The sequence below is a fragment of the Cupriavidus sp. YAF13 genome (assembly GCF_052113425.1).
Taxonomy (GTDB): domain Bacteria; phylum Pseudomonadota; class Gammaproteobacteria; order Burkholderiales; family Burkholderiaceae; genus Cupriavidus.
In genome coordinates this window covers 99074-112783 of sequence record NZ_JBFRDD010000020.1, presented here as the reverse complement: position 1 = coordinate 112783, position 13710 = coordinate 99074, and the positions used below count along the sequence as shown (strand labels likewise).

The following is a 13710-nucleotide window of genomic DNA, read 5'->3' as shown; positions in this document are numbered from 1 at the left end:
CATCACGCCAGCCAGGCGCGGCCGATGCCGTCGTTCAGGCCAATGCCGGAACTGATGGGATTGTTGATGCGGCTTCGGTACAGCGTGGGGAAGTTGAGCTCGTGCAGCCACACCACCGGCATCTCGTCCACCAGGATCTTCTGCACTTCGTGGTAGATCGCCGCGCGCTTGACGGGGTCGATCTCGCGCGCGCCAGCCTGGAACAGTTCGTCGACCTTGGCGTTGCGATAGCCCTCCACATTGTTGAAGGGCGAGCCCTGCGCGATGTTGTCCGAGGTGTAGTTGCGCGCCACGCCCAGCGCCGGGTCACCGTACTGGTAGACATAGGTGAAGGCCAGGTCGTAGTCCCACTTGTTCAGCCGCTCGCCCCAGCCCGCCACGTCGGTGGGGGTCATCTCGATCTTCACGCCGGCCTGCTGCAGGTTCTGCCGCACGATCTCGGCGGAGCGGGTCCAGGTTTCGCCGTAGGGCAGGGGCAGCAGGCGCAGGGTTTCGCCCTTGTAGCCGGATTCGCCCAGCAACTGCTTGGCGCGGGCCAGGTCGCGCGGATACTTGGCCACGTCGGTGCTGGCGTATTTGATATGGCTGTTGAAGGGGCCGGTGGCGCTCTTGGCATAGCCTTGCCATGCCACCTTGGCGATCGCGTCGCGGTCGATGGCAAAGGCCAGCGCCTGGCGGAACTTGATGTTGTCCATCGGCGCCTTGCGGTTGTTGACCCACAGCCACGAGTGCGGCGCGAAGAATTCCCAGCCCTTGGTGGTGACCTGCACGCCGGGCAGCTTGCTCAGGCGCGCCACGTCGAAGTACTCCACCGCGCCGCCGGGCACCAGGTCGACCTTGCCGGACTCGAACGCCGCGGCGCGCGCCGAGGCATCGGGGATCACGTGGAAGTACACGCTGTCGACCAGCGGCACGTCGGGCTGKTGATACGCATCGTTGCGCACCAGCTGGATGTACGAGCCGCGCACCCATTCCTTGAACTTCAGCGGGCCGGTGCCGATGGGCTTGGCATTGGCGGGGTTGGTCAGGAAATCCGTGCCCTCGTAGATGTGCTTGGGCACCATGGGCATGGTGCCCACTTCGAAGATGCCGAGGAACGGGCTGAACGGGTACTTCAGCTTGAACTCCACCGTGAGCGGGTCCACCGCGCGGATGCTCTCCACCGCCGCCAGGTTGGCGCGCAGCCGGGCGTGGGTCTTGCGCAGGAACACATCGGCGGAGAACACCACGTCGGCCGCGGTAAACGGCTTGCCGTCATGCCAGGTGACCTTGGGCTTGAGCTTGAACGTGTACACCGTGCCGGCCGGGTTTACCGTCCAGGAGGTCGCCAGTGCTGGCTGCGGTTCCAGCTTTTCGTCGTAGCGCAGCAAGCCCTCGTAGATGTTGCCGGAGATCAGCTGGGTGGGGCCGTTCTGGGTAATGCCGATCATCAGGCCGGAAGGCTCAGGCTGGACGAGCGCGTTGATCACGCCGCCCTTCTTGCCGGCCGCGAGGACGTGGAAAGGCACGCCGGCGAGCGACAGCCCGGTGGTGGCAACACCCATTTTGATCAGTTGGCGACGATTCATTGCGGAACTCTCCTGGGGGCTAGGGATGGGTAACTGGCAAGACGGAACTGGCAAGACGGAGTGGCGAAAGCGCGCAGGGCGGGCAGCACGTCAGTCGCGGAACGACGTGGCAGCGGCAGGTTCCAGCCGCTCGCGCAAGGCGCGCCATTCCCGCGCGTACGGATCGGCCGCGCCGGGCAGGCGGTTGGTGTCGCCGCTCTCGTACTGGCGCGCGGTCTTCTCGCAAATGGCTGGCGGCACCGGATTGACCGGCTGGCCGCTGGACTGGATCGCCACCTGCACGCGGCAGGCGCGCTCCAGGTTATGCATCAGGATGAAGGCCTCCGCCACGCTGCGGCCCAGCGTGACCAGGCCGTGATTGCGCAGGATCAGGGCGCGCTTGTCCGGGCCGAGGTCGGCCACCAGGCGCACGCGCTCCTCATGGTCCAGCGCAATGCCTTCGAAGTCGTGGTACGACACGCGCTCATGGAACTGCAGCGCCCACTGGTTGGAGGGCTGCAGGCCGCACGCCAGCGACGAGACGGCCACGCCGGCCACGGTATGCGTATGCAGCACACAGACCGCGTCATGCCGGGCGGCATGCACGGCGCTGTGGATGGTGAAGCCGGCCGGGTTCACGTCTTGCCCCGGCGGGCCGCTGATGATGTTCCCGTCCAGATCGATGCACACGAGCGAGGACGCGGTGATATCCCGGAACAGCATCCCGAACGGGTTGATCAGGAAGCGGTCCTCGGTGCCCGGCACCCGGGCCGAGATATGCGTGTAGATGCTGTCGTCCATGCCATACAGGGCGACCAGGCGGTATGCGGCGGCGAGATCCTCACGCACCTGTTGCTCGGCCTCGGAGATGGCGGGAACCAGGCGGGAAGAGACGTTGTTGCCCATGTTTGTGTTTCCTTGGATTGGCGATTAGATCACTGTAGGTCGATGGTCAGCTGTCGACAGTTGGCATTTATACCGATTACGCAAAGTTCAGGCCACGTGTTCAATTTGCAGCCGGATATGTTGCGGTGCGATGTGCAAGGCGTTGATTTTCAAGGAAATGCGGGTTTGCCCCGGCGTGGATGACAGGCTGCTGGGCGGCTTCGGCGGCTTGCCTGGGAATGCTGCCATGCGCAAAAAATGGGCACCGGCAGCTGGATTTCGGGATTGGCGAGCGGGAATAGGGCGCGGCGCACGGTTTGGTGGCGTGCAGAAAATCCAGCGTCGGGATAGGCGGCCACGGTGTCCGTGTGTCTCTTTTGTCACATGACGCGCGAGCAAGCGCGGCCTGGCATGCTCGCGGGGTGCAGAAGCGCCGCCGACGGAAATATAAGAAGGGTTCCGGGCTGGAGTATGCGAAGATGCGCGCACAGCGGCGCTGCGAATACGCGCGGCCGGCTGTCTGGACCTGACCCCAGTCGCACCCCACGACTTTCCGCCTGCGGCCTTGCCCCAGGTTCAGTTCTTTCCTGAAGCATGCTGCCTTCCCGCTGGCCTCAAGGCCACCATGGCTGTCATGCCCGTCGCGTTTTCCGCTCCCTCTGACCCCTGCGCGGTTCAACCGCCAAGCCCCAACCCCCAGCCTCGGTAGCGGGCGCCAATTGTCCGTCATCGTACCGACACCGCACGCCGTCCGTGGCAACGTGCGGGTAGCGGTCAGGTCCATGCCAAACGGCGCGGCTACATTCGCATCGGGCTCGACGATTCCGGTCCCCTGGCGAGGTATCGGCGGGGGCCTGGCCCATCAAGCGGAGTCGGGAAAGGAGCATTCCATGTTAGGAATCGTATTACTGGTCGTGCTGGTGCTTGTCTTGCTCGGCGCAATGCCGACCTGGCCGCATAGCCGTTCCTGGGGCTACATGCCCAGCGGCGTGCTGGGCCTGCTGCTGATCGTGGTACTTGTGCTGGTGCTGATGGGCCGCCTATAGGCAAGAGAGAGGCAAGAGAGAGGCGAGAAAGAGGCGAGAAAGAGGCGAGAGAGAGACAAGAAGGCTCGCCTTGGCGCAACAGTCCGCGCAGCGATCGCGTGATGGCCGGCGAGCCTCGGGCTTGCCGGCCAGCCGTTTTCAAGGAGGCGAACCCGTCTCCCGATCCCCGTTGGCAATCAAGGCGCCCATGTATTCAGTGCTAGGCCGTACGTTCGAGTACACATCCACCCCTTCGCCGTGGGACAACAAGGCGCCGGTGCGCGAGGAGCTGTTCGGCGTCGAGCGGCTGGAGCAGCATGCGCAGAGCCTTGCCGCCGCCCAGCCCGTCACCGCGCAGCCCCCGCGCGTGCGCACGCTGCGCAGCCGCCTCAACGACAATGCCGAAGTACTGCTCGCGGCCTACCGGGCCAGCGCGGCGGAGCTGGAGAGCGGCAGGGCCGTGGTGCCCGCGGCCGAATGGCTGCTGGACAACTACCACCTGGTGGAGGCGCAGATCCGCGAGATCCGCGATGACCTGCCGCCTGGCTACTATCGCCAGCTGCCCAAGCTCAGCGAGGGTCCCTTCGCCGGATACCCGCGCGTATTTGGCCTTGCCTGGGCCTTTGTCGCGCATACCGACAGCCATATCGATCCGGACACCCTGCGGCGCTTCATTGCCGCCTACCAGCGTGTGCAGCCGCTGACCATCGGCGAGCTGTGGGCCGTGGCCATCACGCTGCGCATCGTCCTGATCGAGAACCTGCGCCGCCTGGCCGAACAGATGACCGCCGGGCGTATCGCCCGCGCCGACGCGGACGATCTGTCCAGACAACTGCTCAAGTCGGGCTGCGCCCGCTCGGCACTCGACACGGATATCGCCTCGCGCGCCGCCGCGCCGTTGTCGGAACTGTTCGCCGCGCAACTGGCCAAGCGCCTGCGGGACCAGGACCCACGCACCACGCCAACCCTGGGCTGGCTGGAAGAGCGGCTTGGCCGGCAGGGCGCATCCATCGAGGACGTGGTGCGGCACGCCCAGCAGCGCCAGGGCGCATCCAACGTGACCGTGCGCAATGTCATCACCAGCATGCGGCTGATTTCGGATATCGACTGGGCCGAACTGTTCGAGAGCGTGAGCCTGGTCGACGCGCGTTTGCGCGATGGCAGCGGCTATGCCGACATGGATTTCCCCACGCGCAATCTTTACCGCAGCGCCATCGAGCAGCTTGCGCGCGGCTCGCCCGCCTCGGAGCTGGAGATTGCCGATCTTGCGCTGGCCACGGCCCGCGCCGCGGCGGCAGGCACCGCCGATCCGGCGCAGGCGGAGCGCATCGGGGACCCGGGATATCACCTGATCGCGGAGGGCCGGCGCGCCTTTGAACGCGCAATCGGCTTTAGTCCCCCGGCGCGGCTGCGGTTTTCCCGCCTCAATGTCGCGCTGGGCATTGGTGGCTATGTGGGCGCCATTTTGCTGGTCACCCTTGCGCTGCTCGGTGGATCGCTCTGGGTGCTTGCGGCGGCGGCCATGCCGGCGCTCTCCGGCGGCTGGCTTGCGCTGATCGGCTGGCTGGGCTTCGTCCCGGCCAGCGAGGTGGCAACGGCGGTGGTCAACCGCGGCATCGCCTGGCTCTTTGGCGCATCCATCCTGCCGGGGCTTGAACTCACGGCGGGCGTGCCGCCCGCGCTGCGCACGCTGGTGGCCGTGCCCACGCTGCTATCGGGCGAAGCCAGCCTGCGCGAGCAGATCGAGCGCCTGGAGGTGCACCATCTTGCCGGCGCCGGTGGTGACCTGACCTTCGCGCTGCTCACCGACGGCACCGACGCCGACCAGGCCGTCATGCCGGGCGACGCAGCCCTGCTGGCGGTGGCGGCCGAAGCCATCGGCGCGCTGAACCGCCGCTACGGGCCGGGCCCCGCCGGCAACCGCTTCCTGCTGCTGCACCGGCACCGCGTGTTCAACGCCGGAGAGGGCAAGTGGATGGGCTGGGAGCGCAAGCGCGGCAAGCTCCATGAACTCAACCGCCTGCTGCGCGGCGCTACGGACACCAGCTTTGTTGCTGTCGATGGTGCGCCGCCCCAGGTACCACCCGATGTGCGCTACGTGATCACGCTCGATGCCGATACGCGCTTGCCGCGCGACGCGGCGCTCCGGCTGATCGGCAAGATGGCCCACCCGCTGAACCGGCCAAGGTTCGACGACACGCTGCAGCGTGTCATCGGCGGCTACGCCATCCTGCAGCCGCGCGTCACGCCATCCCTGCCGGTGGGCAGCGAGGGTTCGTTCTATCAGCGCATCTTCTCCGCGCCCGGCGGCATCGATCCCTATGCGGCGGCGGCGTCGGACGTGTACCAGGACATCTTCGGCGAGGGGTCCTACACCGGCAAGGGCATCTATGACGTGGATGCCTTCGAGGCCGCGCTGCGCGGCCGCGTGCCGGTGAATGCGGTGCTCAGCCACGACCTGTTCGAGGGCATGTTCGCCCGCGCCGGGCTGGCTTCGGACATCGAGGTCGTCGAGGATTTTCCCGCGCGCTATGACGTGGCTGCCAAGCGCCAGCATCGCTGGACGCGTGGCGACTGGCAGCTCCTTGGCTGGATCGTGCGCGGCCGCAAGGGCAGCCAGGCGGTGCCGATGCTCGGCCGCTGGAAGATGCTGGACAACCTGCGGCGCTCGGTGCTCGCGCCGTCGCTGCTGCTGTGCTTTGGCGCGTGCTGGCTGCTGCCGCCGGGCGCGGCGCTGCGCGGCACGCTGCTGTTGCTGGCGGCCATGGCGATTCCGGCCCTGTTGCCCGGTATGTTTTCCGTCATTCCCCATCGTGCCGGCATCCGGTTGCGCACCCACGTGGGGATGCTGTGGGACGACCTGCGCGCGGCCGTGGCGCAGGTGCTGCTGACGCTGGCGTTCCTGCCCGACGTGGCCTGGCGCATGAGCGACGCGATCGCGCGCACGCTGGCGCGGCTGCGCTTGACCCGCCGCCACCTGCTGGAGTGGACCACCGCCGCCCAGTCCATGACCAGCCCGCGGCTTGACCTGGCCGGCTCCTACCGGCAGATGGCGGGCGGCGTATTGCTGACGCTGGCGCTGCTGGCGGGCACGCTGGCCTTCGCGCCCGCGTCCTGGCCGCTCGCGCTGCCGCTCGGATGGCTCTGGCTGGCCGCGCCCATGCTGGCCCTGTGGGCCAGCCGGGCGCCGAAGGTCGCAAGGCGGCTGGTGGTGTCGGACGCTGACACGCGCGAGCTGCGCCTGACCGCGCGCCGCACCTGGCGCTTTTTCGAGACCATGGTCACGCCAGCGGACAACATGCTGCCGCCCGACAATTTCCAGGAGCGCCCGAAGCCGGTCCTGGCGCACCGGACCTCGCCCACCAATATCGGCCTGTACCTGCTATCGGCCATTGCCGCGCGCGACTTCGGCTGGAGCGGCACGGCGGCCACGGCCGCGCGGCTGGAAGCGGCCTTCGCCGCCATGCAACAGCTGCAGCGCTGCCATGGCCACTTCTACAACTGGTATGGCACGCAGGATCTGCGCGCCCTGACGCCTGCCTACGTCTCATCGGTCGACAGCGGCAACCTGGCCGGCCACCTGATTGCGCTGGCCAATGCCTGTGAAGAATGGACCCATGCCGAGGCGACGCCGGATTTCCGGCTCGGCATGATGGATACCGTGACGCTGGCGCGCGAGGCCATTGCCGGGCTGGCGCTGGCGGGCGGCGAGCGCGCCGGCAAGCTCGGCGAACTGCTGGAGCAGGTAGAAACCCAGCTCAACGGCACGCAGGCGATGGCCATGCTGATGCCTGCGCTCAAGCGGCTGACGGAAAAAGCCGCCGCGATCGCCAGCGACATCCTGCCCGCCACCGGCGACGACAGCCTTGGCGACCTGGCCTTCTGGGTGCAGGCGCTGCGCAAGGCCGTGGCCGAGCACGAGCAAGACCGGGTAGAGCGGATCGAAGCGCCGGAGCTGCTCGGCGCGCGCCTGCAAGCGCTGGCCGCCGTTGCGCGCGAAATGGCGCTGTCGATGGACTTCGCGTTCCTGTTCGATGAAGAGCGCAAGCTGCTTTCGATCGGCTACTCGCAGGACGACAACCGGCTCGATGTCAGCTGCTATGACCTGCTTGCGTCGGAGGCCCGTCTTGCCAGCCTGTTTGCCATCGCCAAGGGCGATGTGTCCACGCGGCACTGGTTCCGCCTTGGGCGCACGGCCACGCCGCTGGGCAATGGGTCGGCGCTGATCTCGTGGTCCGGGTCGATGTTCGAGTACCTGATGCCGTCGCTGGTCATGCGCGCGCCGGCGGGCAGCCTGCTCGAGCAGACCAACCGGCTGGTGGTGGAGCGCCAGCAAGGCTACGGCCGCGCGCTGGGCGTGCCATGGGGCGTGTCCGAATCCGCCTACAACGCGCGCGATCTGGAGTTCACCTACCAGTACTCCAACTTCGGCGTGCCAGGCCTGGGCCTGAAACGCGGGCTTTCCGACAATGTGGTGATCGCACCTTATGCGAGCGGCCTGGCCACCATGGTGGATCCGCAAGGCGCGCAGCAGAACTTCGCGCGTCTCGCGCGGATGGGGGCAAAGGGGCGCTTCGGCTTCTACGAGGCCATTGATTTCACCCGGTCCCGGCTGCCCGAGGATGAGGCGTTCGCCATCGTGCGCAGCTACATGGCCCACCACCAGGGCATGACCATCGTGGCGATCGCCAATACGCTGCACGGCGGCCAGATGCGGGAGCGCTTTCACCGCGAGCCGATGATCCAGGCCACCGAGCTGCTGCTGCAGGAGCGCATGCCGCGCAACGTCGCCATTGCGCATCCGCGCGCCGAAGAGGTGAAAGCCTCCACGATGGAGTCCGGCAGCGAGGATTCCACGGTGCGCAGGCTTGCCGGCTATGCGCCCGGTGCGCCCGTCACGCATCTGCTGTCGAACGGGCGCTACGCGGTGATGCTGACCGCGGCCGGCGCGGGCTACAGCCGCTGGCGCGACCTGGCCGTGACGCGGTGGCGCGAGGATGCCACCCGCGACGACGCTGGCAGCTTTATCTTCCTGCGCGATACGCAAAGCCGCGCCGTCTGGCCGGCCGGCGCGCAATTTGCCGGCGGCGATACGGACGATGGCGAGCAGGGCAGCGAAGTGGTCTTCGCCGAAGACCACGCGGAGTTCATCCGCCGCGATGGCAGCCTGGTCACCACGCTCTCCATCCTGGTCTCCGGCGAGGATGACGGGGAAGTGCGGCGAGTCTCGCTGGCCAACAGCGGGCGGCGCGCGCGCGAGATCGAGCTGACCTCGTATGCGGAACTGGTGCTGACCGTGCCGGCGGCCGACGCCGCGCACCCGGCGTTCTCCAAGCTGTTTATCGAGACCGAATACCTGCCCGAGTTCGGCGCGCTGGTTGCCACGCGCCGCCCGCGCTCGCCCACGGAGCCAACGATATGGGCTGCCCACTTCGCCATCGTCGAAGGCGAAGTGGTGGCGGATCCGCAATACGAGACCGACCGGGCGCGCTTTCTGGAGGAGGGGCAGACGGGCAGAATAGCGGACGGCGTGCGGCATGGCCGTGCGCTGTCCAACACCACGGGCACGGTGCTCGACGCCATCTTCTCGCTCAGGCAGCGCGTGCGGGTCGCACCGGGCGGCGTGGCGCGCATCGCATTCTGGACGCTGGTGGCGCCCTCGCGCGCCGCGCTGCTGGATCTGATCGACAAGCATCATGACCGCAGCGCCTTCGAGCGCGCCAAGACCCTGGCCTGGACGCAGGCCCAGGTCCAGTTGCGCCATCTCGACGTCAAGGCCGACGAAGCGGCGGATTTCCAGCGCCTGGCCGCGCCGATCCTGTACGCCGATCCCCGCTTCCGGAGTTCCTCCGAGGCCATTGCCCGCGGCGCGGGCCCGCAGTCCGGGCTTTGGCCGCACGCCATCTCCGGCGACCTGCCGATCGTGCTGCTGCGCATCGACGAGATCGAGGATATGGCGCAGGTACGCCAGCTGCTGCGCGCGCACGAGTACTGGCGCATGAAGCGGCTTGGCGTGGACCTGGTCATCGTCAACGAGCGTGCGTCGTCTTATACGCAGGACCTGCAGAACGCCATCGAGACCGCGGTGCGCAGCAGCCAGTCGCAGCCGCGCCTTGGCGATGAGCTCGCCCAGGGCTCGGTCTATACGCTGCGCACCGACCTGCTGCACGTCGATGCCCGCGCGCTGCTCTTGTCGGTGGCCCGCGTCGTGCTGTCCGCGCGCAGGGGGCCCATCGCCGAACAACTCGGCCGGCTACCCGTGGTGCCGCAGCGCGCCGCACCCGTACGCCGCCGCGCGCCACCACGGCCGGCGCCAATGCCAGCGCCGGCCACGCCGGCGCTCGAGTTCTTCAATGGCCTCGGTGGCTTCGACAAGGACGGGCGGGAGTATGTGATCGTGCTTGACGGCGCCGCCACCACGCCCGCGCCTTGGATCAACGTGATCGCCAACCCCAGCTTTGGCTTTCATGCCTCGGCGCAGGGCAGCGGCTACACCTGGGCCGAGAGCAGCCGCGAGAACCAGCTCACGCCCTGGTCCAACGACCCGGTGCTGGATCCGGCCGGCGAGGCGTTCTACATCCGCGACGAAGACAGCCTCGAAGTTTGGAGCCCGACAGCGCAGCCCATCCGCGATGCAGGCACCTACGCGGCCCGCCACGGCCATGGCTACAGCCGCTTTGCGCACCACGCGAACGGCATCGCGGCCGAGCTGCTGCAGTTCGTCCCGCTGGAAGACCCAGTCAAGATTTCGCGGCTGACGCTGAGCAACCTGTCCGCCGGGCGCCGCCGGCTTTCCGTCACCGCCTACGTGGAGTGGGTACTCGGCACGTCGCGTGGCGCATCGGCGCCGTTCATCGTGACCGAGCGCGACGAGGCCACCGGCGCAATGCTGGCGCGCAATCCCTGGAGCTCCGCCTTCCCCGGCCGGGTTGCCTTTGCCGATCTCGGCGGCAAGCAAACAGCCTGGACCGCCGACCGCACGGAATTCCTTGGGTACAACGGCGGCGCCGAGGCGCCGGCGGCCCTGCTTGGCACCACACCGTTGTCTGGCGCCGTGGGCGCGGGGCTGGACCCGTGTGCCGYGGTGCAGTGCATCGTGGAGCTTGCCGCGGGCGAGACGCTCGACATCGTCGCGTTTCTCGGCGAGTGCGGCTCGGCCGAGGCGGCGAGGGCGCTGATTGCCCGCTATCGCGCCGCCGATCTCGACGCCGTGCTGGATGCCGTGACAGGGCACTGGGATAGCCTGCTTGGCGCCGTGCAGGTCAGGACGCCGGACCGGGCAATGGACATCATGCTCAACGGCTGGCTGCTCTACCAGACCCTGGCCTGCCGCATCTGGGCCCGCGCGGCGTTCTACCAGGCGAGCGGTGCCTATGGCTTTCGCGATCAGTTGCAAGACACCATGGCGCTTACCTTCGCCAAGCCTGCGGCCACGCGCCAGCACTTGCTGCGTGCCGCGGCCAGGCAATTTGCCGAAGGCGACGTCCAGCATTGGTGGCTGCCGCACACCGGGCAGGGCGTGCGCACGCGCATCTCCGACGATTGCGTCTGGCTGGCCTTCGCCACGGCGACCTACATAGCAGGCTCTGGCGATGCGGCGGTGCTGGATGAGAACGTGTCCTTCCTCGACGGGCCGGTGCTCGGCGCGGATGCGCATGATGCCTTCTTCCAACCGATGACCGGGGAGGCATCGGCATCGCTGTTCGAGCATTGCGCGCGCGGCATCGAGCGATGCCTTGCCTTGACCGGCGAGCACGGCCTGCCGCTGATCGGCGGCGGCGACTGGAACGACGGCATGAACCGGGTCGGGGCCGGCGGCAAGGGCGAGAGCGTGTGGCTTGGCTGGTTGCTGATGCGCACGATCGCGCTCTTCGCGCCGCTTGCCGAGGTGCGCGACGCTGGCCGCGCAGCGCACTGGCGCGCCCATGCGGCAATGCTGGGCGCGGCGTTGGAGCGCGATGGCTGGGACGGCGAGTGGTATCGCCGTGCCACCTTCGATGACGGCAGCTGGCTGGGTTCCAAGACCAGCCCGGCCTGCCGGATCGACGCCATTGCCCAGTCGTGGGCCGTGCTGTCGGGCGCCGGGGATCCCGTGCGCGCTGCCACCGCCATGGCATCCATGGCCGAGCACCTGGTGCGGCGCAACGACGGCCTGGCGCTGCTGTTCGCGCCGCCCTTCGATGGCGCCTCGCCGGATCCCGGCTACATCGAAGGCTATCCCCCCGGCGTGCGCGAGAACGGCGGGCAATACAGCCACGCCGCGATGTGGTCGGTCCTTGCCTTTGCCCGGCTCGGCGCGGGCGCAAAGGCCGTGGACCTGTTCTCGATGCTCAACCCCATCCACCACGCCAGCACGCCCGCAGGCGTGCAGCGCTACAAGGTCGAGCCGTACGTGGTCGCGGCCGATGTGTATTCGGTGGCGCCCCACATCGGGCGTGGCGGGTGGACCTGGTACACCGGCGCGGCCGGCTGGATGTATCGCGCCGGGCTGGAGGGCATCCTGGGGATCCGCCGCGAAGCGGGCTGGCTGATCGTGGCGCCGAGCATTCCGGCGGCCTGGCCCGGGTTTGAGGCGACGGTATGCCTGGGGGCATGCCACTACGACATCCGGGTGCAGACGCTGGCGCCAGGCGCGGGCGGCGCGCATGCCGTCCTCGATGGGCTGGCGCTGGCTTGCGGCGACGGTGCCGTGCGCGTGCCGCTGGACGATGGTAGGCACAGGCTGCTGGTATGCATCCCGGCGGCGGAATAGGGGGTATAGGGCGGAATGGGGCGCATGGGTGCATCTGGCGAGCCCGAAAAAGTCTTTCCGGGAATCGCTTGACTCCTCGGGGAATAAGCTTATGATGTGCCCAATTGCTGCATTGCAGCAAAACGATGATGCCGCTCACGGAACCCTCTTCGGCAGCGTTGGATCATCCAGATCATCCCCAGGAGACTATTTCATGGCACATCCCACCCAAGCTCAATTCTTCGGCGTCCAGCAAGCTAACCTGGACCTGTTCCTTGCCTTGGTCGGTCCCCTGGCCCGTGGCGCGGAAAAGATCAGCGCGCTGAACATGCAGGCCGTCAAGACCAGCCTGGCGGATACCACGAACTACGTCCGCGAATCCAGCCAGCAGCCGGTTGGCGCCGGCATGTCCGGCCTCAAGCCGGAACTGGCCAATGGCTTTGCCCAGAAGATGAACGCCTATGCCGGCCACATGAACGAGATCTTCGCCAGCACCGGCGCGGAGTTCGCGCAGGAAGCCCAGCGCCAGATGAGCACCTACGCTGCGCAGACCCAGGAAGCCATGGCGTCGTTCGGCCAGAACCTCATGTCGAACGCTGGCGGCGCGTTCCCGGCTGCCCACGCGAGCGCACCGAGCTGGGTCGCGGCCTACGAAACGGCCATGAAGCCGATGCGCGACGCCTTCGAAAAGGTCATGCCCGCCACGGCTGCCAAGTAAGGCCAAGTAAGGCGGCACCGCTGGCCGCTGTGARGCAAACGCCAGTAGCAAGGAAAAACTGCGCCCATGTGGCGCAGTTTTTTTTTTGCGGCGATCAGCCAGCGGGTGGTGCCAAGAGAACGGCCTCCACGCGCTGGCGCAGCACCGGCAGCAAGTCCCGCGCAAACCAGCCGTTGTGCTTGAACCAGCCCTGGTTGCGCGGCGATGGGTGCGGCAGCGGAATAAAGCGCGGCCCATGCGTGCCAAAGCCGGCCACGGTAGGCGTCACGCCACCGCGCGCCGCCGCTCCCAGGAAACGCCGCTGCGCATACTGCCCGACCAGCAAGGTCAGTTCAATGTCCGGCAGGCGCGCCAGCAGCGCATCCATCCACAACGGCGCGCACTCCTTGCGCGGCGGCAGGTCGCCGCTGGCGCCACGGCCCGGATAGCACAGTCCCATCGGGATGATGGCAATGCGCGCGGCATCGTAGAACACGGTCTTATCCACGCCCATCCAATCACGCAGCCGGTCACCGCTGGGATCGTCCCAGGGAATGCCGCTGGCATGCACGCGTGTGCCCGGCGCCTGGCCGACAATCAGGATGCGGGCGCTGGCGGCAGCTTGTACTACCGGGCGGGGACCAAGCGGGAGGTGCGCTTCGCACAGGCGGCAGGCGCGTACCTGGGTCAGCAGGGTGTCGAGGTCGGTCTTGCCCTCATCGCTTGCGGCGGAAACGGCTACGGGAGTTACGGGAAGGTCGCGCAGATCATCGGCAGGGGAGCCGCAGCCGGTTGCGTCGACCTGTTCGTCGACATAGCGTTTCA

Annotated in this window: 6 protein-coding genes; 3 read left to right on the top strand and 3 right to left on the bottom strand. The window is 67.7% G+C overall.

Annotated features, from left to right (window positions below; genetic code table 11):
- Nucleotides 1–2 precede the first annotated feature (2 nt).
- Complete coding sequence (locus AB4061_RS17855; RefSeq protein ID WP_441636023.1) at nt 3–1568, bottom strand: ABC transporter substrate-binding protein; 1566 nt, start codon at nt 1566–1568, stop codon at nt 3–5.
- Nucleotides 1569–1658: 90 nt separating this feature from the next.
- Nucleotides 1659–2453: a class II aldolase/adducin family protein gene (locus AB4061_RS17850; protein WP_441636021.1), complete on the bottom strand. Its 795-nt coding sequence runs from the start codon at nt 2451–2453 to the stop codon at nt 1659–1661.
- 869 nt (nt 2454–3322) lie between these two features.
- On the opposite strand from AB4061_RS17850, the gene AB4061_RS17845 reads away from it, so the two are divergent.
- From AB4061_RS17845 to phaP, 3 genes are all read left to right on the top strand, one after another.
- The gene (locus AB4061_RS17845) at nt 3323–3478 is read left to right on the top strand and encodes a DUF3309 family protein (RefSeq protein WP_441636019.1); all 156 of its coding nucleotides are present in this window, start codon (nt 3323–3325) and stop codon (nt 3476–3478) included.
- A gap of 187 nt (nt 3479–3665) precedes the next feature.
- On the top strand, nt 3666–12209 hold the full coding sequence (locus AB4061_RS17840) for a GH36-type glycosyl hydrolase domain-containing protein (protein ID WP_441636017.1): 8544 nt from the start codon (nt 3666–3668) through the stop codon (nt 12207–12209).
- A gap of 193 nt (nt 12210–12402) precedes the next feature.
- Entirely contained in the window at nt 12403–12906 is a 504-nt protein-coding gene (phaP, locus tag AB4061_RS17835; RefSeq protein ID WP_441636015.1) for a TIGR01841 family phasin, read from the top strand.
- 94 nt (nt 12907–13000) lie between these two features.
- On the opposite strand, the gene AB4061_RS17830 is transcribed toward phaP, so the two are convergent.
- Nucleotides 13001–13579, bottom strand: coding sequence for a uracil-DNA glycosylase family protein (locus AB4061_RS17830; RefSeq protein WP_441636060.1), 579 nt, complete (start codon nt 13577–13579; stop codon nt 13001–13003).
- Nucleotides 13580–13710 lie beyond the last annotated feature (131 nt).